We start from the raw sequence: 20,379 nt of genomic DNA on the forward strand, positions 1-20,379 counted from the left end.
GCCGCCGCGCGCCTTTGGAGTCCGGAGCACCGGGGGGCGTCGGCCGCCGGGCGGCCGGGTGTCAGGCGGCCGCGTCACCCGCGGCGTCGCCGGCGCGCACGACGACCAGGAACATGTCCGTGGCGAGGTCCATGACGACCTCGGCGGGGAGACCCTCCCGTCGCCGCGCCTGCGCGAATTCCTCCGCCGGCCACGATCCCCGCGGTCCACCGGCGGGAAAGCGTTCAAGCACTGTTCGCCCGTTCACCATCCTGCACCTCCATGCAGCGCTGTACTCGTAGAGTCAAACGCCAACCATGGAGCGAAAGCCTCGCGTGGTGATGGTACTGAGACGTAGTTGACACCCGTTCACCGCAAAGTGTGAGCGAGACCTCAGCCGTTTGACCCGCACGGCTACGGTGCGTGTCAGTCCTCGTACTCGTCGTGGTAGCGGACTCCCTCGCTTCCCGCGGGGGCCCCGAGAGCCGACGCGCGCCCCTCCGGTTTCTCCCAGGGCTCCCGCCGTCCGAGCGCCGTCAGGTCGAGCAGGCTCGTGGTGGAGCCGAGTCCGTCGAGGCCACGCTCGTACGTCGAGTAGGTGTGGAAGACCCGCTCGCGGTCCCGCAGGAAGCAGCTGAGCCCCGGCCGCTCGACGAGTTCGCCCTCGTGTTCCAGGGTCACCTCGAAGTCGGTGTTGAAGTCGCTGACGTACGACGAGTACCAGGGCAGTGTCCAGCCCATCCGCGCCTTGAACGGCAGGATCCTCGGGTACGGCGCCCGGGAGACCGCGGCGAACGAGGTGCCGCGGGCCCGCAGGTGCGCGAGGTGGCCGATCTGGTCCAGGAAGGCCGAGCAGCTGCGGCAGCCGGCGTCCCACTCCGGCGCGAACATGAAGTGGTAGACGACGAGCTGGTCGCGGCCCTCGAAGAGGTCGAGCAGGGTGGCCTTGCCGTCGCCGCCCTCGAACACGTACTCCTTGTCGACCTCCACCATGGGCAGCCCGCGCCGCTCGGCGTTGAGCGCGTCGCGCGCGCGGGTGGCCGCCTTCTCCTTCGCCAGTAGGGCCGCGCGCGCCGCGCGCCACTCCGCGCGGCTGACGATCTCGGGCAGCGACATGGGCTCCAGCTCCTCCTGTACGGCATACGACGGTCCGTCGGGGGTGGTGACCGTCGGGCGGAGCGGAACTCATCGCGGTCCGGCGAAGTTTTTTCCGGGGCGGTGCCCGCGCGCCGCCGGCCTCAGGTGTCGTACTCCTGGACGCGCCGGCCGTGGCCGCGCTCGGTCAGCGCGGGCAGCCGCTCCCCCAGCTCGCGCACCACCGCGGGCACGTCCAGGGTCAGCAGTTCGCGGTCCCGCATGAGCACGCGTCCGTCGACGATCGTGGTGCGCACGTCGGCGGAGCGGGCGCTGTGCACGAGGGTGGCGGCGAGGTCGTGCACGGGCTGGGTGTGCGGGCCGGTGAGGTCGACGAGGACGAGGTCCGCCCGCCGCCCCGGTGCGATGCGGCCGACGGTGTCACCGAGCCCGACCGCGCGGGCGCTCTGCAGCGAGGCGTGGTGGAGGGCCTGGCGCGAGGTCAGCCAGCGTGGATCGCCCTCCGTCGCCTTCTGGACCAGGGACGTCAGCGCCATCGACTCCCACACGTCCAGGGAGTTGTTCGAGGCGGCGCCGTCGGTGGCGAGTCCGACCGGGACGCCGATGTCGCGCAGGGCGCGTACGGGTGTGGTGGTGGGCCAGGCGAACTTCAGATAGCCGCGGGGCGCGGTGGCCACGGCCGTGCGGCCGCTCGCGTCCGCGAGGAGCGGCAGGTCGTCCTCGGTGATGCCGGTGCCGTGGGCGATGAGTACGTCGGTGTCGAGGATGCCGGTGCGCTCCAGGACGCCGATCGGGGTGGCGCCGTGCCGGGCGAGGCTGGTGTCGGTCTGGTCGCGGTTCTCGGCGGCGTGCAGGTGCACGGGCAGTCCGTGCGCGCGGGCCAGGTCGGCGGTGGCGGCGAGGTCGGCGTCGGTCACGGTGTAGGGGGCGTGCGGGGCCAGGGCGGTGGTGATCCGGCCGTCGGCCGATCCCCGGTGCCGCAGCGCGAACTCCAGGGACCGCTCCCGTCCCTCGGGGCCCTGCGTGGAGAAGTACGCCTGTCCCAGCAGCGCCCGCATCCCGCACTCGGCGACCACGGCGGCGACGGCGTCCATGGCGAAGTAGTGGTCGGCGAAGGCCGTCACGCCCGCCCGGATCATCTCGGCGCACGCCAGCCGCGCGCCCAGCTCCACGTCCCGTTCGGTGAGGTTGGACTCGACGGGCCACACGACGTCGTTGAACCACTCCTCGGTGGGCAGGTCCTCGGCCAGTCCGCGCAGGGCGACCATCGGCGCGTGCGTGTGGCAGTTGATCAGTCCGGGGAGGGCGACCTGTCCGCGGGCGTCGATCCGGTCGGCGGCGGGCAGGCCGGCCACCGCGGCGGCGGTCGTCACGGAGTCGATCGCTCCGTTCCGTACGACGACGGCCGCGTCCTCCTCGAAGCCGATCCGTTCCCGGTCGTCGTGGACGAGGACGGTGCATCCGGTGACGATCAGATCGGCGGGTGTCTCGCGGGGGCGCTTCTCCTGGGGCCGGGCGGGCTTCTGCGGGGAGGGAGGCGTCATCACGCCAACGTACGGGAGCGGCCCACCCGCCCGCGCCGGGTGGCGAGTTCGTCCCGCAGCGCGGCGAGCCGTTCGGTGTGGCGGGGCGTGAGCCGGCCGATGTCGTCGAGGTGCACGGCGCACGCGGTGGTGGTGTCGACGAGTCGTTCCAGTACCGCGGCCACCTCGTCCGCGCCCGCGGAGTGCCGGGCGAGGGCGGGCAGTTCGGCGGCGGCCCGCGCGATCGCGGCACGGGCCTCGGCGAGCGTGCGGTACGCCTCGCGGCGCAGCGTCCACCGGGCGGCCCGGTCGTCGGACTCGCCGAGTACGTGGACGAGGTACGCGTGCGCGGCGGCGTCGGCGGCGTCGATCCGGGCACGGACCCCGCCGCCCCGCTGCCCGGGCACCGGGAGGTGACCGACGATCAGCACGATCGCGCAGGCGAGCAGTGTCTCGCCGATGCGTCCGGCGGATGCCTGGGGTTCGCCGCCCACCATGACCAGGGCGAGGACGAGGACGGTGACGACCGTGGTCTGGGCGGCGAAGTGCCGCGCGGCCACCGGCACCAGGGCGCCGCAGACGGCGACGAGCACGACGAGCCCCTCCGGCCGCGGCAGCACGGCCGCGAACCCGGCGAAGAGCAGGGCCCCGAGCACGGTTCCGGCGGCCCGGCACAGCACCCGGGACACGAGGGGGCCGAGGTCGGGTTTGACGAGGAAGACGGCGGTGGCGGGCAGCCAGTACCAGTGCTGGTGGGCCCCGTACCAGTGCCCGTGGTGCAGGGCCTGGGCGGTGGCGGCGGCGGCGCCGAAGCACAGCCCGGCGCGCAGGGCGTACTCCCGGCCGCCCGCGCCGAGGACCGTGCGCACCAGTGCGGCGACGGACCGCCTGCGGGTGTGCAGGTCCGGGGCCCGGCCCCGGTCGAAGACCTCGGCGGCGTGCAGGAGGGCGGCGTCGAGGGCGCGCAGGGCGGGGTCGGTCCGGGCGGGGGCGGGCAGCGGCCCGGCGAGGGAGTTGCCGCGGACGGCCGCCGCGAGCCGCCGGGGGCCCTCGGCCGCACGCTTCGGCACGGTCCGCTCCGCCCAGGCGAGCGCGGTCGCCGCCTCGCCCAGCGGCAGCGCCGCGGCGTACTGGGCGTGCAGGCGGCGCTCGGCCGCGGACGACGGGTGGCGCCGCAGCCTGGGTCCGGCGAGCGCGTCCTGCGCGTGGTCGAGCGCTGCGGTGAGGGCGGCGCGCCGGGCGCCGGCGTGTTCGGTGCCGGCCGCGTCCAGGAGCGCGGCGACGGCGTCGTAGACCTCGGCGACGGCGGCCCGCTCACCGTCGAAGCGGAAGTCGAGGCGCACGTCGGGGCGGGGACCGGGTCGGGGCTCGGGGCGAGGGTCGGGGCGGAGATCGGGTCGAGGGTCGGGGCGGGGGTCGGAGCGCTTGTCCGGGCGAGGGGCGAAACGGCTGTCGGGGCGGTACGGGCCGCGGCCTCGGCCGGCGCGGGGGTCGCCGGTGCGGGAGACGGGCGTGGGCAGCAGCAGCCGCAGCGCGAGCAGCCATCCGGCGCCGGCCAGGAAGGCGGGCACGGTCTGCCACACGGGGTCGGGCAGCGGCATCCCGGCGCCCACCGCGCTGGTGACCAGCAACTGCGTCCCGGTCCCGGAGGCCACGGGCCCGATCGCGCTGATGCCTCCGCCGACCAGTCCGAGCCCGGTCAGTACGAGGGTCAGCGCGAAGGCCCCCAGGTGTGCGCCGGCGTACGACCCGACGAGCAGCCCGACGGCTCCCGCGAGGGCGGGCACGCCGATGCGCCTGACGGACGTACGGCGGCTGCCCGGCCGGTCGTTGATGCCGGCCAGCATCGCGGCGATCGCGGCGACGACCCCGAGGGAGGCCCGTCCGGCGAGCAGTGCGGCGAGCAGCAGCGGGCCTGCGGCCAGGGCCCCGCGGGTGACCGCGGCCCAGGGGACCGGGCCGCGCTGGGCGCGCAGGGCGTGCGCGAGCCAGGGCGGGAGGGTGTCGGTGGCGGCGGTGGCGGCTGCCGTGGCGGCGGGTCCGGGCGCGGGGGTGGTGCCGGCGGCGGGGCGGGCGGTGCGGGACACGGGGCGCGGGGCTCCTGTCGTCGGGGCGAGGGCGGGGGTGAGCCTTCGGGCGACGGTGGCCGGGCGGGATGCCTTCCAGCGTACGGCCGGTGTGCGAGGGGCCGGATACGTGCGGGTTTCAGCGGTGTGAACGCGATCTGCCCGCCGCCGGCCGGCCGCCCGCCCGCGCCCCCTGCAACGTTGCGGGTTCCGCGTGCTCCTCCGTCGTCATCGCCCTCGCCGCGCACGCGGCGACCACGGCGCCCGCGTGCATCGACGAAGCGCGGCCGCGTCCCGTCACCGCCGGGCCCGGGGCGGCCGAGTCAGCCGGCCTCCACGGCGGCGCGCAGGATCTCCTCGGCCTCGGTCAGCGACCGTGCCAGGGACTGCGGCTCGGGCAGCAGCCGTGCCAGCAGCGCGTCCGTCCGGCCGCCCAGCCCGGCCCGTTCGACGAGGCCCTTCTCGTTGGTGACCCACTCCCCCCGCGCCGCCAGGACCGCGTGTGCCGTCTGGGTCGTCGCGAGGGCGATCGCGCCGGCGACCTGGGTGAGGGCGCCCTTGGGGGCGTGTCCCGCCTTGGCGTAGGCGAGGGTGGCGGTCGCGGCGCCGTACCAGCGGTCGGGGGCGGTGCTCCGCAGGGCCTCGGGGTAGGCGGGGCGGGGCAGTCGGCCGCGCAGCACCCGGTTGATCGCCAGCTCGGCGACCACCAGGTACGTCGGGATGCCCGCCAGGTGGAACATCAGCGGTTCCACGCCGAAGCGTCCCGCCTCGGCCTCGGCCACCTCGTGCTCGACCGCGTCGAGGTCGCGGTAGTGCAGGTCGACGCGGCGCTCGTCGATGGTCAGCCAGGCACCGCCGTTGAAGACCCCGCCGCCCCAGGCACCGACCTCGCTGACCTCGCCGGCCCAGCCGAGGGCGCGGACGTCGTCCGGGTCGAAGGCGCCCCGGTAGTAGACCGCCAGGTCCCAGTCGCTGTCGGGCCCGTGGGTGCCCTGGGCCCGGGAGCCGCCCAGGGTGACCGCCCGGACGGTGGGGAGGGCGGCGAGGCGGTCGGCGGTGGTGTCGAGGAAGACCTGGTCCGGGAGGGAGGGCACTGCGGAGGGCTCCTGTGGCGGCGGGGCGGGTGTGAGGGGCTCGTGCAGCCTAGGCGTCCGGGGCCCGGTCCACGAGGGAAATTCGGGTGCGCCGGGTGAGCCGCGAGCGGACGATCGGGGGAACGTCCGTCCGTCTCTGGAGAGCCCACGTGATTCAGCGTGTCACCGTGCCCGGTCTGTTCCCGCCACCCACCTACTCCCACGTCTCCGTCGTCGAGGCCGGGACGAAGCTCGCCTTCCTCGCCGGGTCCGTCCCGCTGGACGCGGAGGGGGAGCTGGTCGGCGCGGGCGATCCGGTCCGGCAGGCGGAGCAGGTGATCGCGAATCTCACCGAGCAGCTGCGCGCCGTGGGCAGCGGGCCGGCACACGTCCTGTCGACCGACGTGTACGTGGTGAGTTCCGAGACCGCCGCGCTGTCCGCCGTCTGGGAGGTCGTCGAGGCGTCGGGGCTCAGCGGCGGACCGCACTCGTCGACGCTGCTCGGGGTCAGCTGCCTCGGATACCCGGGGCAGCTCGTGGAGATCACGGCGACGGCGGTCGTGCCGGAGCCGACGGGTCCGTGAGCCGGGAGGAGCCGCGGGGGGTGGCGGCCCCGGCCCGGGCGTACTTGTCGGTCGCCGCCAGCAGCGCCTCGTCCCCGACGGCTCCGGCGTCGTGTCCCGCCTCGTCCACGACGATCAGCTCGCTCTCCGGCCAGGCGTGGTGGAGCCGCCAGACGATGCCGAGGAGGTTGCCGAAGTCCAGGCTGCCCTGCACGAGGGTGCCCGGGATGCCCTTCAGCCGGTGCGCGTCCCGCAGGACCACACCCTCGTCCTCGCCGTCGCCCTCGCCGAGGAAGTGGCCGTTGCCCCAGTAGTGGGTGACGGTACGGGCGAAGCCCCTGCGGAACTCCGGGTCCCGGTACCGAGCGACCGAACCGGGCGGTGCGGGGATGATCGCCGTCTCCCAGTCCGTCCAGGCCCGGGCGGCCCGGTCCCTGACCGCCGGGTCGGGAGACTCCAGGAGACGGTTGTAGGCGGCGGCCAGGTTGCCCTCGCGCTCCTTCGGGGGCAGCTCGGCGAGGAACCGCTCGTGCGCCTCCGGGAAGATCTTCCCCAGGCCCCGGGTCAGCAGGGCCACCTCGGCGTTCGAGCCGGTCGCGACCCCGGTCAACACCAGTTCGGACACGACCCCGGGGTGCGTCTGCGCGTACCGCAGGCCCAGTGCCGAGCCCCAGGACACGCCCCACACCAGCCACCGCTCGATGCCCAGGTGGGCACGCAGCCGCTCCAGGTCGGCCATGAGGTGGGCGGTCGTGTTGACGCTCATGTCGGTGTCGTGGGCGCTCGCGCGGGGCAGCGACCGTCCGGCGCCGCGCTGGTCGAGCAGGACGATCCGATAGGCGGCGGGGTCGAAGTACCGCCTGAGGTTGGGGCCGGTCCCGCTCCCCGGTCCCCCGTGCAGGACCAGGGCGGGCTTGCCGTGCGGATTTCCGCAGGTCTCCCAGTGGACGCGGTTGCCGTCGCCGACGTCGAGCATGCCGTGGTCGTACGGTTCGATCACCGGATAGAGGCCCATCGGAGCACCGTAGCCCGCCGGCCGGGGCCGATCCTCCCCTTTTACCGGGCCGGCAGCCCCGCCGTCCTGGCCGCCGTACGCAGCACCTCCCGGAGCATCTCGGGGGTGAGCCGGCCGGTGAACGTGTTGCGCTGGCTGACGTGGAAGCAGCCGAAGAGGTGCAGTCCGGGGCCGTCGGTGCCGGCCAGCTCGACCTGCCCGCCGTGTGCGAAGGCGGGACGCGGCCGGGGCACGGTCCAACCGGCCTCTCCGAAGGCGGGCAGCGCGGCCTGCCAGCCGAAGGCGCCCAGTACGACCACGGCCCGCAGCGTCGGGCGCAGCAGTCCCAGCTCCTGGACGAGCCAGGATCGGCAGGTGTCGCGTTCGGCCGGGGTGGGCTTGTTGGCGGGCGGGGCGCAGTGCACCGGCGAGGTGACGCGCACCCCGTACAGCTCCAGGCCGTCGTCGGCGGCGACCGCGGTGGGCTGCGAGGCGAGCCCCACGTCGTACAGCGCCTGGTACAGCACGTCCCCGGATCGGTCTCCGGTGAACATCCTGCCGGTGCGGTTGCCGCCGTGGGCAGCGGGAGCGAGGCCGACGATCAGCAGCCGCGCGTCCGCCGGACCGAACCCTGGCACCGGCCGGCCCCAGTACGTCCAGTCGGCGAAGGCCGCCCGTTTCGTGCGTGCGACCTCTTCGCGCCAGGCGACCAGCCGCGGGCAGGCCCGGCACCCCGCGATCCGCCGGTCGAGCGCGGAGAGGCCGCTGGTGTCCGTGTCCATGTCCCCACCGTAAGACCGACCCGTCCCGGACAAACCCGCGGCCCGGCACCGCACCGGGGCCGGGCGGCGTCGCGGTACGGAACGTATGCCGGTTCCGGACGTGTGCCGGTTCCGGACGTGTGCCGGTTCCGGACGTGTGCCGGCACCGGGCGTGTACCGGTCTCGGACGTGTGCCGGTGCCGGGCGCGGGCCGGTGCCGGACCGCCCCGGAAATGGCGCCTCCTCCCGGTGGGCCGGGCGGTTAAGGTCGGGGCATGGCTTCCGAGCATGACGAGGGCAGGGCCGGCGGGGCGGCCGGGACCCGCACGGGCGACGGCGGTGCCGACGCGTCCCGCGAGGCGGGCCCTGGAGCGGCCGACGAGTCCCGCGCCCCTGACCCGAAGACCGCCGCGGCGATCGCCGCCGCCGAGGCGGCCGGGCCGCAGAGCGGCGAGAGCGTCCGGGTGGACAGCTGGATCTGGGCCGTCCGCCTCATCAAGACCCGTTCCCTCGGGGCGACCGCCTGCCGTGGCGGCCATGTGCGGGTGAACGGCGAGCGCGTGAAGCCCGCCCACTCCCTGCGCGTCGGCGACGAGGTGCGCCTGCGGCACGAGGGCAGGGAACGCGTCGTCGTGGTGAAGCGGCTGATCCGCAAGCGCGTCGGAGCCCCGGTCGCCGTCCAGTGCTACATCGACAACTCGCCGCCGCCCCCGCCGCGCGAGGCCGTCGCCCCGGCCGGTGTCCGCGATCGCGGCGCCGGCCGCCCGACCAAACGCGACCGCCGCGAGCTGGAACGCCTGCGCGGCCTGGAGAGCCTGAGCCGCGCCCGGAGGGACGCCAAGAGCAAGCCCCCCTCCTGAGGAGAAGCCCCGCGGAGGGCCCGCATGGCTCGCTCGGGAGGACCCGCATGGCTCGAGGAGTGCCTGCGGGGCTCTGAGGGGTCCGGCCGGTGCCGGTCCGCCGTCCTCAGGTCATGGCCACCGCCCTCACCCAGATCCCGTCGTCGGTCAGGGCGCGGTCCACTCTCAGCCCCGCCTCCGCCAGCGCCTCCTCGAACTGCGTGTCGGTCAGCGGCCGGGCCCGGAAGGTCTGCGTCCAGACGGCGTCCGGGAACTCGTACTCCGCGTGCACCGCGTGGACACCGTCGCCGACCGGCTCGGACGACAGGATCCGCACGGTGAAGCCGCTGGGGTCGACCCGCTCACGGGGCAGGTCGGTGTGGTAGTCCGCCCCCTCCCGCTGGATCAGCACACAGCCGTCGTCCGTGAGGTGCCGTGCGCAGGTCCGCGGCAGCCCCCGTCTCACCTCGGTGTCACCGGTGTGCACGAGGAACGACGCCAGCAGCACGGCGTCGAAGCGCTCGCCCAGGTCGAGGTCCTCGATCGCGCTGCGTATCGTGCGGGCGCCGCGCACGCGTTCCAGCATCTCGGCGGACTCGTCGACCGCGGTGACGGTGAACCCCCGCTCCAGCAGCGGGTGGGTCATGCGCCCCACTCCGCAGCCCAGCTCCAGGATGCGGGCTCCCCGGGGGACGGCCGCGGCGACGATGTCCGGCTCGGCTCCGACGGGCAGCCGCGCATAGAGCTCGACCGCGCAGCCGTCCGGGGTGATGGCCCCGGGCCCCGTGCCCCGGTGCCCCTCTCGCATTCTCAGCTCCATGCCCGTCCAACGGCCCGTCATCGCACACCCGTTCCCACCCGGCATCCGTTCACCCGACCGAGTGAACGCGGGCGGTCCCGTGGTGATCGGGACGGGGGGCTCGGTGCGTTTCCCCCTCACGGTCTGCCGCAGTACGTTGGCCACGGGAGTGGTGATGGTGGTGATCCGATGCGTACGGGCAGTGAACCGGTCACCGCGCGCAGTGCGCTGCGGGCGCGTTTCTGGCTGAGCCTGTGGGGGCTGGTCTGGGCGGTCTTCGGCACCGCCGCCTTCGCGCTGGCCGGACGGTTCGGATGGGCGCTGGCGTGCGGAGTGCTGTGGCTCGTCGCCACGGTCGACCTGCTGATCGTCCTGCGGCACATCCGGCAGGGACCGCACTACCAGCCCGGCCGGGACATCCCTCCCTACCGGCCGCCGGACGGCTGAGTACCCGCCGCGGTCGGTCAGGAATCGAAGCGCGCCTGCTGCAGGTACTCCGGGTTCGGGTCCAGAGCCGCCGCCAGGCGGAAGTGACGGCGAGCCTGCTCGTCGCACCCTCGGCGCTCGTAGGTGCGGGCGAGCGCGAAGTGGGCGAAGGCGTTGTCCGGTTCACGCTCCAGGACGATGGTGAACTCCAGCTCGGCCGGCCTGAGCTGGGCCGCCGCGAAGAAGGCACGGGCACGCAGCAAGCGCGCAGCCGTGTTCTCGGGGTGGGAGCCGATGACCCCGTCGAGCAGTTTCACCGCGCCCTGCGGGTCCCGCGCGGCGAGCAGTTGCTCGGCTGCGCGGAAGTCGATGACATCCGTCTCCGGTGTACGTCCGGTCGATCCACTGCTGTCGGGCACGGCAGATTCCTTCCCTCACTGAAAGGGATCAACGCCTCGGCGCGTGCCGCTATTCCTGGTGCCGGGGCGAGCGGCGCGGCTCCCGCGCCCTGCGGGTCAGCTCGGCCCACACCTCGTCGACGCGGGCGCGCAGCCGGTCCAGCGGCACGTCATTGTCGATGACCAGGTCCGCGATCTCCCGGCGCTGCTCGCGGGTCGCCTGGGCGGCCATCCGCGCGCGGGCGTCCTGCTCGGTCATGCCGCGCAGCCGGACCAGCCGGTCGAGCTGGGTGGCGGGGTCGGCGTCGACGACGATCACGAGGTCGTACAGCGGGGCGAGGCCGTTCTCGGTGAGCAGGGGCACGTCGTGGACGACCACGGCGTCGTCCGCCGCGGCCTCCTCGAGCGCCCGGGAGCGTTCGCCGACCAGGGGGTGCACGATCGCGTTCAGCGCGGCCAGCCTCTCCGGGTCGGCGAAGACGATCGAGCCGAGCTTCGGCCGGTCCAGGCTCCCGTCCTCGGCCAGCACCTCCTCGCCGAAGGCCGCCACGACCGAGGCGAGCCCCGGGGTCCCCGGCGCGACGACCTCGCGCGCGATCCGGTCCGCGTCGATCAGCACGGCACCGTGCTCGACGAGCAGCCGTGACACCTCGCTCTTGCCGGCGCCGATCCCGCCGGTCAGGCCCACCTTCAGCATGGACGGAAGCTTAGGACCTGACCGTTCCGGCCTGCCCCCGGGGCCCGCACGGGACCGGGCCGGCCCGTCGCGCAGGCCGGCCCGGCGGCGTCAGCCGTCGCCCTCCCGCTCCGCGAGGAACCGTTCGAACTCGCGGCCGATCTCGTCCGCCGAGGGGATCTCGACGGGCTCGGCGAGCATGTTGCCGCGCGTCTCGGCCCCGGCCGCGGCGTCGTACTGGTGCTCCAGTCCCTGGACGAGGGCGGTGAGTTCCTCGTCGCCCTCCTGGATCTGCCGGTCGATCTCGGTCTGCGTGCGGTGGGCCTGCGTGCGCAGGGAGTGGGCGATGCCGGGGAGGACCAGGCCGGTCGCCGCGGTGATCGTCTCCAGCACCGTGAGCGCCGCGTCGGGGTACGGCGAGCGGGCGATGTAGTGCGGAACGTGCGCCGCGACGCCCAGCACGTCGTGGCCGGCCTGCATCAGGCGGTACTCGACGAGGGCCTCGGCGCTGCCGGGGACCTGCGCCTCCTCGAACGGGCTGCGGTGGCCCGGTACCAGGTCGGTGCGGGTGCCGTGCGGGGTGATGCCGACGGGGCGGGTGTGCGGGACGCCCATGGGGATGCCGTGGAAGTTGACCGAGAGGCGGACGCCGAGCCGCTCCACGATCTGCCGCACGGCGGCGGCGAAGCGCTCCCACTCCACGTCCGGTTCGGGCCCCGAGAGCAGCAGGAACGGTGCTCCGGTGGCGTCCTGCACGAGCCGCACCTCGATGGTGGGCTCCTCGTAGTCCGTCCAGGTGTCCCGCTTGAAGGTCAGCAGTGGCCGACGGGCCCGGTAGTCCACGAGGCGGTCGTGGTCGAAGCGCGCGACGACCTGGTGGGGCAGCGAATCGAGCACCTGGTCGACGATCTGGTCGCCGGTCTCGCCGGCGTCGATGTATCCGTCGAAGTGGTAGAGCATGACCAGTCCGGCCGACTCCTGGGCGAGTGCCATGTCGACGACGGCCAGGCCCTTCGGCTCCCATGCGTACAAACCCTGCGGATCAAGCACAGTGTCCGCTCCCCTCCTTGCGTTCCTGAGACATAACGTCCTCAGGAGGACCGGCATTCCCGGTCGGCGGGACGGTGATCGCGAGGGATCACGAAAGGGCCCGAGGAACCCCGAGGGGGATGCGAGGGTCCGCGAGGGGGACGCGCGTCGGACGCGAGCACGGCCGAGGGGCCGCACCTCGAAAGGTACGGCCCCTCGGTCAAGGCTTGGCCTCAGTGGCCTCCGCCCGCGTTCAGCTCTGGCCGCCGGCCAGCTTCTCGCGCAGGGCGGCCAGCGCCTCGTCCGACGCCAGGGCGCCGGAGTTGTCGCCACCCTCGGAGGAGTACGAACCGCCACCGGACGCGACCGGAGCCGCACCCGCGGTGTCGCCACCCTCGGCAGCGGCCTTCTCGTCCGCCTCGCGGGACTTGATGACCTGCGCCTGGTGCTGCTCGAAGCGCTGCTGCGCCTCGGCGTACTGGCGCTCCCACTCCTCGCGCTGCTTCTCGTAGCCCTCGAGCCAGTCGTTGGTCTCGGGGTCGAAGCCCTCGGGGTAGATGTAGTTGCCCTGGTCGTCGTAGGACGCGGCCATGCCGTACAGGGTCGGGTCGAACTCGACCGCCGTCGGGTCGGCACCGAAGGACTCGTTGGCCTGCTTCAGCGAGAGGCTGATGCGGCGGCGCTCGAGGTCGATGTCGATGACCTTGACGAAGATCTCGTCGTTGACCTGGACGACCTGCTCCGGGATCTCCACGTGGCGCTCGGCCAGCTCGGAGATGTGGACCAGACCCTCGATGCCCTCGTCCACGCGGACGAACGCACCGAACGGAACCAGCTTCGTGACCTTGCCGGGCACGACCTGGCCGATCTGGTGGGTGCGGGCGAACTGCTGCCACGGGTCTTCCTGGGTCGCCTTCAGCGACAGGGAGACGCGCTCGCGGTCCATGTCCACGTCGAGAACCTCGACGGTGACCTCCTGGCCGACCTCGACGACCTCGGACGGGTGGTCGATGTGCTTCCAGGACAGCTCGGAGACGTGGACCAGACCGTCGACGCCACCCAGGTCCACGAAGGCACCGAAGTTGACGATCGAGGAGACGACGCCGGACCGCACCTGACCCTTCTGGAGGGTGGTGAGGAAGGTCTGGCGGACCTCGGACTGGGTCTGCTCCAGCCAGGCACGGCGGGACAGGACCACGTTGTTGCGGTTCTTGTCCAGCTCGATGATCTTCGCCTCGAGCTCCTTGCCCACGTAGGGCTGGAGGTCGCGGACGCGGCGCATCTCGACCAGGGAGGCCGGGAGGAAGCCGCGGAGGCCGATGTCGAGGATGAGACCACCCTTGACGACCTCGATGACGGTACCGGTGACGATGCCGTCCTCTTCCTTGATCTTCTCGATGGTGCCCCAGGCCCGCTCGTACTGGGCGCGCTTCTTCGAGAGGATCAGGCGGCCTTCCTTGTCCTCCTTCTGGAGGACCAGGGCCTCGATCTCGTCACCGACGGCGACGACCTCGTTGGGGTCGACGTCGTGCTTGATCGAGAGCTCGCGGCTCGGGATGACACCTTCGGTCTTGTAACCGATGTCGAGCAGGACCTCGTCCCGGTCGACCTTCACGATGACGCCGTCGACGATGTCGCCGTCGTTGAAGTACTTGATCGTCTCGTCGATCGCGGCGAGGAAGGCTTCCTCGTTACCGATGTCGTTGACCGCAACCTGCGGGGTGGTGGCGGTGGTCTCGGTGCTGCTCGTCATGTGGGAAAGGGCTCCGGTACGGACATTGAAGTCGTAGGTACTGCTTACGCCGGGAGCCCGTTTCGCTCTGCAGAAGCCGGACAGCCAAGTAAGCGCCACCGAAAATCCCTGGTGACGCCTCGAGAACCGAGGGGACATACAACAGATGCGAGCGCGACCTGCTACGTCTGAGGTGCGCAGGCCCGCAGCGCAACTTGTAGCATACGGGGGCAGCCGGGCAGGGTCAATGCGCGAAGCCGCACACCCGGGGCGGATCACCGCATTCCCGGCACAAGTGCCGTCTGCCGAGGCCACACGGACCCCCGAACGTCCCTTTCGTGACACGCGGGGCGGGCGGTACGGAAGAGCCGCAGACTAGTACGAGGGAGCCGGTCATCCAAGAGCCCGCAGCGTCCGAGGCACGACCCGACGAGGGTCCCGCCGAGCCCGAGGCCACCCGGCGTGCCGCCGGGGTCACGGAGAGCGCCCGCGCCAACCGCGGCTGGTGGGACCGCAACGCGGACGAGTACCAGATCGAGCACGGCACGTTCCTCGGTGACGACCGCTTCGTGTGGTGCCCCGAGGGGCTGGACGAGGTGGAGGCCGAGCTGCTCGGCCCGCCGGAGGAGCTGAAGGGCAAGGACGTCCTGGAGATCGGCGCCGGCGCCGCCCAGTGCTCGCGCTGGCTGACCGCCCAGGGCGCCCGTCCGGTGGCCCTGGACCTCTCCCACCGCCAGCTCCAGCACGCCCTGCGGATCGGCTCGCCCTTCCCCTTGGTGTGCGCCGACGCGGCGGTGCTGCCCTTCGCGGACGGCTCCTTCGACCTCGCGTGCTCGGCGTACGGGGCGCTGCCCTTCGTCGCCGATCCGCGGCTGGTGCTGCGGGAGGTGCGCCGGGTGCTGCGGCCCGGGGGCCGCTTCGTCTTCTCGGTGACGCACCCGCTGCGCTGGGCCTTCCCGGACGAGCCGGGCCCCGAGGGGCTGTCGGTGTCCTCCTCCTACTTCGACCGCACGCCGTACGTGGAGCAGGACGACGAGGGCCGCGCGGTGTACGTCGAGCACCACAGGACGCTCGGCGACCGCGTGCGGGACGTGGTGACGTCCGGGTTCCGGCTGGTGGACCTCGTCGAACCGGAGTGGCCGGACTGGAACACCTCCGAGTGGGGCGGCTGGTCGCCGCTGCGCGGACATCTGATCCCGGGCACGGCGATCTTCGTCTGCGAGCGGGGCTGAGTCCCGTGCCCGGCCGGGGCCGCTGAGCGCGCGTCCGCCCGGTGCGGGCGCGCGTGGAGGGCGGCTGTGCCGCCGTACGACACTGGGGGCGTGATCCGTTACGACGCCCTGGAAGCCCTGCCCGTACGCGGTGCCCTGCCCGCCCTGCACGACGCGCTGGAGGGGCACGGCACCGCGGTGCTGGTCGCGCCGCCCGGCACCGGCAAGACGACGCTGGTGCCGCTGGCCCTGGCGGGGCTGCTGGGCGAGGGCCCCGCGCGGCGCGTGGTGGTGGCCGAGCCGCGGCGGATCGCGGCGCGGGCGGCGGCCCGGCGGATGGCGTGGCTGCTCGGTGAGAAGCCCGGCGGGAGCGTCGGGTACACGGTGCGCGGTGAGCGGGTCGTCGGCCGGCCGGGGCGCGTGGAGGTCGTCACGACCGGTGTGCTGCTGCAGCGGCTCCAGCGGGACCAGGAGCTGACGGGCGTCGACGTGGTGGTGCTCGACGAGTGCCACGAGCGGCATCTGGACGCGGACACGACGGCGGCGTTCCTGTGGGACGTGCGGCAGGCGCTGCGGCCGGAGCTGCGGCTGGTGGCCGCCTCGGCGACCACGGACGCGGAGGGCTGGGCCCGGCTGCTCGGGGACGCGCCGGTCGTCGAGGCCCGGGGCGCGTCGTACCCCGTGGAGGTGGTGTGGGCGCCGCCGGCCCGCCCGGTGCGTCCGCCGCACGGCATGCGGGTGGACCCGGCGCTGCTCGCGCACGTGGCGTCGGTGGTGCGGCGGGCGCTGGCCGAACGGGACGGGGACGTGCTGTGTTTCCTGCCCGGGGTCGGTGAGATCGCCAGGGTCGCCGGACAGCTGACGGGGCTCGGGGACGTCGACGTGCTCCAGGTGCACGGGCGGGCGCCGGCGGCCGTGCAGGACGCGGTGCTGGCACCCGGGACCCGGCGCCGGGTGGTGCTGGCGACCGCGGTGGCCGAGTCGTCGCTGACGGTCCCGGGCGTGCGGGTGGTCGTGGACGCCGGGCTGGCCCGGGAGCCTCGGGTGGACCACGCGCGAGGACTGAGCGCGCTGACGACGGTACGGGCCTCACGGGCCGCCGGGCGCCAGCGGGCGGGGCGCGCCGGGCGTGAGGCGCCGGGGACGGTGTACCGCTGCTGGGCGGAGGCCGAGGACGCCCGCCTGCCGCGTTTCCCGGCGCCGGAGATCGAGGTGGCGGATCTGACGGCGTTCGCTCTGCAGGCGGCCTGCTGGGGCGATCCGGACGCGTCCGGTCTGGCGTTGCTCGATCCGCCGCCGCGCGGGGCGATGGCGGCGGCCAGGTCGGTGCTGACGGCGGTGGGCGCGGTGGACGGGGCCGGCCGCGCCACCGAGCGGGGAGCACGGCTGGCCCGCCTCGGGGTGCATCCCCGGCTGGGGCGGGCGCTGCTCGACGCGGGAGGTGAGGATCGGCCGGGGAGCCCTCGCGCGCTGCTCTCCGACGCCGGTTCCGGGGGCGGGGGCGGGGCAGGCTCGGGCCGTGGGGCCGGGTCCGGCACCAGCCGTGGGCACGGCTCGGGGACCAAGGGGACGGCCGGGCACGATGCGGCCGTCCCGGGCCGGGGCGCGCGCACGCCCGGTACCGGCGACGGTGGTGGCGGCGGCTCCGCCACGGTGGCCGAGGTGGTGGCCCTGCTCAGTGAGGAGCCGCCTCGGGAGTACGGGGACGATCTGGTGGCCGCGCTGCGTGCCGCCCGGCGTGGCACCGACGGGTACGGGGCGCGTTGGCGGGCCGAGGTCCGCCGACTCCGGGCCGCCGGACGAGGCACCGGCGAAGGGACCGAGCGGAGCACCGGCGAACGCACCGGGGAAGGCAACGCCGGAGTGACCGGGGAGAGCGCCCCCGAAGAGGCCGAGCGAGGCGTCGGCGAGCGGACCGGCCAAGGGACCGAGCGGAGCACCGGCGAGCGGACCGGGCAAGGGACCGAGCGAGGCACTGGCGAACGCACCGGACAAGGAACCGAACGGAACACCGGCGAACGCACCGGACAAGGAACCGAGCAGAGCACCGGCGAACGCACCGGACAAGGAACCGAACGAGGCACCGGCGGACGCGTCAGGCAAGGAACCGAGCGAGGCACCGGTGGACGCGCCGGGCAGGGCGCCGGTGCGGGAGGCGTGCGGGGCGTCACCGACGACGGTGTCGCCGGGCTGGTGACCGCGCTGGCGTATCCGGAACGGGTGGCCAGGAAGGACGGCGGTTCGTACCTGATGGTGTCCGGCACCCGGGCCGAGCTGCCGGAGGCGTCGGCGCTGCGCGGGGCACCGTGGATCGCCGTGGCCGTGGCCGACCGGCCGCTGGGCAGGGGCCACGCGCGCGTGCGGCTCGGCGCGGTCGTCGACGAGGCGACGGCGCGGCGGGCGGCGGGGGCGCTGCTGGAGGAACGGGACGAGGTCCACTGGTCCGGCGGCGACGTGGTGGCCCGGCGGGTCGAACGGCTCGGGGCGGTGGAGCTGGCGGCACAGCCGCTCACCTCTCCCGACCCCGCCCTCGTACGGAACGCGCTGCTGGAGGGGGTGCGGGAGGAAGGACTGGGACTGCTGCGCCGGTCGGCCGAGGCGGAGGCGCTGCGGCAGCGGCTCGCCTTCCTGCGGCACCGGCTCGGCGAGCCCTGGCCGGACGTCTCGGACGACGCGTTGCACGCGCGCGTGGACGAATGGCTGGAGCCCGAGCTGAGCCGGGCCCGGCGCCGGGCCGACCTGGCCCGGATCGATGCCGCGCAGGCACTGGCGCGGTTGCTGCCCTGGGCCTCGGGTGAGGCGGCACGGCTCGACGAACTGGCACCGGAGCGGATCACCGTGCCCAGCGGGTCCCGCGTCCGCGTCGACTACGGCGATCCCGCGCGGCCGGTGCTCGCGGTGAAGCTGCAGGAGATGTTCGGGCTGCAGCACTCGCCCGAGGTCGCCGGGGTGCCGCTCCTCGTCCATCTCCTCTCCCCCGCCGGCCGCCCCGCCGCGGTCACCGCCGACCTGGCCTCCTTCTGGAAGGACGGCTACCACGGCGTACGGGCGGAGCTGCGCGGCCGGTACCCGAAGCATCCGTGGCCCGAGGACCCGGCCACGGCGGAGCCGACCCGGCACACCAAGGCCCGGCTCGCGAAGTGAGCGGGTGGGGACGCGGCGAGGGGCGCCCCCGCCGAAGCGGTGGGCGCCCCTCGGTCGTCGGAGCGGGAGCCGCGCCTACGCGCCGGTCCCGGTCGACGCGTCCGGCGCGGTCGACGGCTCGGTGGACGGGGTGGGCGAGGCGTCGGGCGCGTCGGTGGACGGGCTCGGTGACGGCTCGGCCCCGGCCACCTTCAGCTGGACGTCGAGCGTGGCGCCGCCCGCGGTGGTGAGCCGCAGCACGAACGTGCCGGTGGTGTCGTCGGCGTAGAGCTTCGGCAGCGTCAGCAGGCCCTTGGCGTCGGTCCTGAGACCGGTCAGGGTGCGGACGGCCTTGCCGTCGGCGCCCTTGAAGTAGGGGCCCTTGTCGTTCTCGGCCGGGTCGAGCGCCGACCTGACGAGCTTGGCGGTGACGGCGACCCCGTCCGCGGCGGCGCCCTTGTGCGTGGCCTTGACCGCGACCCGGTCGGCGAACTCGCCGCCGGGCGCGCACGTCAGCTCGGTCGCGCCGGTGCGGGTGAGGGCGTCGGCGACCCGTTCGGTGACGGTGGCCCGGTAGTCGAGGCCCGGGACGGTGCGGCCGGCGACGGCGGCGCGCACGGTGAAGGCGCCGGTCTTCTCACCCGCCACCAGCGCGGGCGCGACCGCCACGCCGGAGGCGTCGGTGGTGGCCACGGCGACCTTCTCGCCGCCGGTGAAGGTGGCGTCCGTGTCCCCCAGGATCGTGAAGCGGATGCGCACCTTGCCGACGGCCTGTCCGGCCTTGGTCTCGGCACGGGTGCTGATCTTCTTGGCGAAGGTGTCGCCGGCGGTGGCGGTGAGCCCCGTGGTGCCGGCGTTCTCCAGGTGGTGCACCGTGTCGGTGGGGGTCTGGTTGTCCGGCGGGGTCTGCGGATCCGTCGGATCGGGGCTCGGGGAGCCGGTGCCGGGCTGCGTGGGGGCCGACGGGCCGGTGGGGTCGGTGGTGTTGCCGGGTGCGGGGGAACCGCCCGGCTTCTGCGGGCCGGGCGACGGCGTGCCGGGGGTCGTGGGGCGCGTGGTCGCGCCGCCCGTACGGCCGGGGGACGGGTCGGGACCGCCGGCGGCGGGGTCGTCGCTGCGGCCCACGGGCAGGGTGCCGGTGCCGTCCGGGATCTCGTGGGTGCCCTTGCGGTAGTGCTCCAGCCACGACAGGACCGTGCGGAGGTAGTCCTGCGAGTTGTTGTAGCTGAGGATCGCGCTCTCGAGGTCGGCCTGGACGGACAGGTCCCAGCCGTTGCGGCACAGGTAGTGGCCGGCGGAGAGCGCGGCGTCGTAGATGTTGTTGGGGTCCTTCTTGCCGTCGCCGTTGCCGTCGCGGCCCGCCCACGCCCAGGTGGAGGGGATGAACTGCATGGGGCCCACGGCGTTGTCGTAGGCGCTGTTGCCGTCGTACGCGCCGTTGTCGGTGTCCTTGATGAGGGCGAAGCCGTTGCCGTCGAGCTGCGGGCCGATGATCTTGCCGATCGTGGTGCCGTCGGCGCTGACCCGGCCGCCCCTGGCCTGGCCGGACTCCACCTTGCCGATGGCGGCGAGGAGTTGCCAGGGCAGGTTGCAGCCGGGCTTGGACCGGCGCAGCTCCGACTCGGCCTTCTTGTAGGCGTCGAGGACGGTGGCGGGGATGCCCGCCTCGGACGGCTGCCGGGAGGCGGGGGTGCCGATGGTCGGCGCGGGGCTCGGGCTGTTCAGCGGCGGCAGGTCCGTGTAGTACGGCGAGTTGCCGGTGGCGCTCTGCTCGGCGGGGGTGTCGGCCGTCGGCACGTTGTCGGCGGTGGTCTGTCTGCCGTTGGCGTCGGCCGTCACATGGGGAGCCTGGGACGCGGACAGGGCCGCGACCGCGACCGCTGCCACGGTGGTGGTGACCGCCGCCTTGCGGAGCCTCCTGTCGAATTGCGCCGCCATAGAGTGAACCCCTCCCGTGGACGCCCGCGCGTCCGTCCGTCTTCGGCTGTCGTACTCGCCCGTTGTACCCGTCCTGTTGCGACGAACGGTGCGCGCCGGGCGTCGTGCCGCAACTTTCCCCGCGCGGTGCTCGTCTGTTCGATCAGTACGGTGC

Annotated in this window: 18 protein-coding genes; 5 read left to right on the forward strand and 13 right to left on the reverse strand. The window is 74.1% G+C overall.

Going from position 1 to position 20,379, the window contains the following annotated elements; all coding sequences use genetic code 11:
* Positions 1 to 61: 61 nt before the first annotated feature.
* From ACFZP7_RS09515 to ACFZP7_RS09535, 5 genes are all read right to left on the reverse strand, one after another.
* Positions 62 to 247: a hypothetical protein gene (locus tag ACFZP7_RS09515; RefSeq protein ID WP_385638395.1), complete on the reverse strand. Its 186-nt coding sequence runs from the start codon at positions 245 to 247 to the stop codon at positions 62 to 64.
* A gap of 158 nt (positions 248 to 405) precedes the next feature.
* A complete protein-coding gene (locus tag ACFZP7_RS09520; RefSeq protein WP_031017115.1) occupies positions 406 to 1,095 on the reverse strand; it encodes a DUF899 domain-containing protein in 690 nt (229 codons plus the stop codon).
* A 122-nt stretch (positions 1,096 to 1,217) separates the two neighbouring features.
* Positions 1,218 to 2,618 carry an amidohydrolase gene (locus ACFZP7_RS09525; RefSeq protein WP_223779887.1) on the reverse strand — a complete coding sequence of 467 codons (1,401 nt, stop codon included), beginning with the start codon at positions 2,616 to 2,618 and terminating at the stop codon, positions 1,218 to 1,220.
* Positions 2,618 to 4,573: an FUSC family protein gene (locus tag ACFZP7_RS09530; RefSeq protein WP_385638398.1), complete on the reverse strand. Its 1,956-nt coding sequence runs from the start codon at positions 4,571 to 4,573 to the stop codon at positions 2,618 to 2,620. Before ACFZP7_RS09530 ends, ACFZP7_RS09525 begins: the two co-directional genes overlap by 1 nt.
* A 413-nt stretch (positions 4,574 to 4,986) precedes the next feature.
* Positions 4,987 to 5,757, reverse strand: a complete 771-nt coding sequence (locus ACFZP7_RS09535) for a nucleotidyltransferase domain-containing protein (protein WP_385634221.1) — start codon at positions 5,755 to 5,757, stop codon at positions 4,987 to 4,989.
* A gap of 149 nt (positions 5,758 to 5,906) precedes the next feature.
* On the opposite strand from ACFZP7_RS09535, the gene ACFZP7_RS09540 reads away from it, so the two are divergent.
* Positions 5,907 to 6,320, forward strand: coding sequence for a RidA family protein (locus tag ACFZP7_RS09540; RefSeq protein WP_019328101.1), 414 nt, complete (start codon positions 5,907 to 5,909; stop codon positions 6,318 to 6,320).
* On the opposite strand, the gene pip is transcribed toward ACFZP7_RS09540, so the two are convergent.
* A complete protein-coding gene (pip, locus tag ACFZP7_RS09545) occupies positions 6,280 to 7,314 on the reverse strand; it encodes a prolyl aminopeptidase (RefSeq protein ID WP_385634222.1) in 1,035 nt (344 codons plus the stop codon). The genes ACFZP7_RS09540 and pip overlap by 41 nt on opposite strands.
* Positions 7,315 to 7,355: 41 nt before the next feature.
* Positions 7,356 to 8,075, reverse strand: a complete 720-nt coding sequence (locus ACFZP7_RS09550) for a uracil-DNA glycosylase (protein WP_127436884.1) — start codon at positions 8,073 to 8,075, stop codon at positions 7,356 to 7,358.
* A 254-nt stretch (positions 8,076 to 8,329) separates the two neighbouring features.
* Here ACFZP7_RS09550 and ACFZP7_RS09555 point away from each other — a divergent pair, with 254 nt between their 5' ends.
* Entirely contained in the window at positions 8,330 to 8,914 is a 585-nt protein-coding gene (locus tag ACFZP7_RS09555; RefSeq protein ID WP_031017105.1) for an RNA-binding S4 domain-containing protein, read from the forward strand.
* Between the two features lie 106 nt (positions 8,915 to 9,020).
* On the opposite strand, the gene ACFZP7_RS09560 is transcribed toward ACFZP7_RS09555, so the two are convergent.
* Positions 9,021 to 9,701: a class I SAM-dependent methyltransferase gene (locus ACFZP7_RS09560; protein WP_385634223.1), complete on the reverse strand. Its 681-nt coding sequence runs from the start codon at positions 9,699 to 9,701 to the stop codon at positions 9,021 to 9,023.
* A gap of 180 nt (positions 9,702 to 9,881) precedes the next feature.
* Here ACFZP7_RS09560 and ACFZP7_RS09565 point away from each other — a divergent pair, with 180 nt between their 5' ends.
* Positions 9,882 to 10,139 (forward strand): DUF6343 family protein, encoded by a 258-nt coding sequence (locus tag ACFZP7_RS09565; protein ID WP_109203149.1) that lies wholly within the window; start codon positions 9,882 to 9,884, stop codon positions 10,137 to 10,139.
* 17 nt (positions 10,140 to 10,156) lie between these two features.
* Here ACFZP7_RS09565 and ACFZP7_RS09570 read toward each other — a convergent pair whose 3' ends face one another.
* The 4 genes from ACFZP7_RS09570 to rpsA form a co-directional block, all read right to left on the reverse strand.
* A complete protein-coding gene (locus ACFZP7_RS09570) occupies positions 10,157 to 10,537 on the reverse strand; it encodes a tetratricopeptide repeat protein (protein ID WP_030972099.1) in 381 nt (126 codons plus the stop codon).
* 49 nt (positions 10,538 to 10,586) lie between these two features.
* Positions 10,587 to 11,213 (reverse strand): dephospho-CoA kinase, encoded by a 627-nt coding sequence (coaE, locus tag ACFZP7_RS09575; RefSeq protein ID WP_030972098.1) that lies wholly within the window; start codon positions 11,211 to 11,213, stop codon positions 10,587 to 10,589.
* A 90-nt stretch (positions 11,214 to 11,303) separates the two neighbouring features.
* Positions 11,304 to 12,242, reverse strand: a complete 939-nt coding sequence (locus ACFZP7_RS09580; protein ID WP_029393896.1) for a PAC2 family protein — start codon at positions 12,240 to 12,242, stop codon at positions 11,304 to 11,306.
* A 232-nt stretch (positions 12,243 to 12,474) separates the two neighbouring features.
* Entirely contained in the window at positions 12,475 to 13,974 is a 1,500-nt protein-coding gene (gene rpsA / locus ACFZP7_RS09585) for a 30S ribosomal protein S1 (protein ID WP_019328092.1), read from the reverse strand.
* A gap of 317 nt (positions 13,975 to 14,291) precedes the next feature.
* On the opposite strand from rpsA, the gene ACFZP7_RS09590 reads away from it, so the two are divergent.
* Positions 14,292 to 15,185 carry a class I SAM-dependent methyltransferase gene (locus ACFZP7_RS09590; RefSeq protein ID WP_385634224.1) on the forward strand — a complete coding sequence of 298 codons (894 nt, stop codon included), beginning with the start codon at positions 14,292 to 14,294 and terminating at the stop codon, positions 15,183 to 15,185.
* 90 nt (positions 15,186 to 15,275) lie between these two features.
* Entirely contained in the window at positions 15,276 to 18,308 is a 3,033-nt protein-coding gene (locus ACFZP7_RS09595; protein ID WP_385634225.1) for an ATP-dependent helicase C-terminal domain-containing protein, read from the forward strand.
* A gap of 75 nt (positions 18,309 to 18,383) precedes the next feature.
* Here the strand turns inward: ACFZP7_RS09595 and ACFZP7_RS09600 are convergent, their stop codons facing one another.
* A complete protein-coding gene (locus tag ACFZP7_RS09600; RefSeq protein WP_109203147.1) occupies positions 18,384 to 20,225 on the reverse strand; it encodes a lytic transglycosylase domain-containing protein in 1,842 nt (613 codons plus the stop codon).
* Between the last annotated feature and the right edge of the window lie 154 nt (positions 20,226 to 20,379).

Origin of the sequence: Streptomyces sp. SudanB5_2050, assembly GCF_964272335.1 — a bacterium.
Lineage (GTDB): Bacteria > Actinomycetota > Actinomycetes > Streptomycetales > Streptomycetaceae > Streptomyces > Streptomyces rochei.

Bases quoted from the DNA above. Each gene is read 5' to 3' on its own strand.
- ACFZP7_RS09520 (WP_031017115.1), bottom strand. From the start codon at position 1,095: ATGTCGCTGCCCGAGATCGTCAGCCGCGCGGAGTGGCGCGCGGCGCGC.
- ACFZP7_RS09525 (WP_223779887.1), bottom strand. From the start codon at position 2,618: ATGACGCCTCCCTCCCCGCAGAAGCCCGCCCGGCCCCAGGAGAAGCGC.
- pip (WP_385634222.1), bottom strand. From the start codon at position 7,314: ATGGGCCTCTATCCGGTGATCGAACCGTACGACCACGGCATGCTCGAC.
- ACFZP7_RS09550 (WP_127436884.1), bottom strand. From the start codon at position 8,075: ATGGACACGGACACCAGCGGCCTCTCCGCGCTCGACCGGCGGATCGCG.
- ACFZP7_RS09555 (WP_031017105.1), top strand. From the start codon at position 8,330: ATGGCTTCCGAGCATGACGAGGGCAGGGCCGGCGGGGCGGCCGGGACC.
- ACFZP7_RS09560 (WP_385634223.1), bottom strand. From the start codon at position 9,701: ATGCGAGAGGGGCACCGGGGCACGGGGCCCGGGGCCATCACCCCGGAC.
- ACFZP7_RS09565 (WP_109203149.1), top strand. From the start codon at position 9,882: ATGCGTACGGGCAGTGAACCGGTCACCGCGCGCAGTGCGCTGCGGGCG.
- coaE (WP_030972098.1), bottom strand. From the start codon at position 11,213: ATGCTGAAGGTGGGCCTGACCGGCGGGATCGGCGCCGGCAAGAGCGAG.
- rpsA (WP_019328092.1), bottom strand. From the start codon at position 13,974: ATGACGAGCAGCACCGAGACCACCGCCACCACCCCGCAGGTTGCGGTC.
- ACFZP7_RS09600 (WP_109203147.1), bottom strand. From the start codon at position 20,225: ATGGCGGCGCAATTCGACAGGAGGCTCCGCAAGGCGGCGGTCACCACC.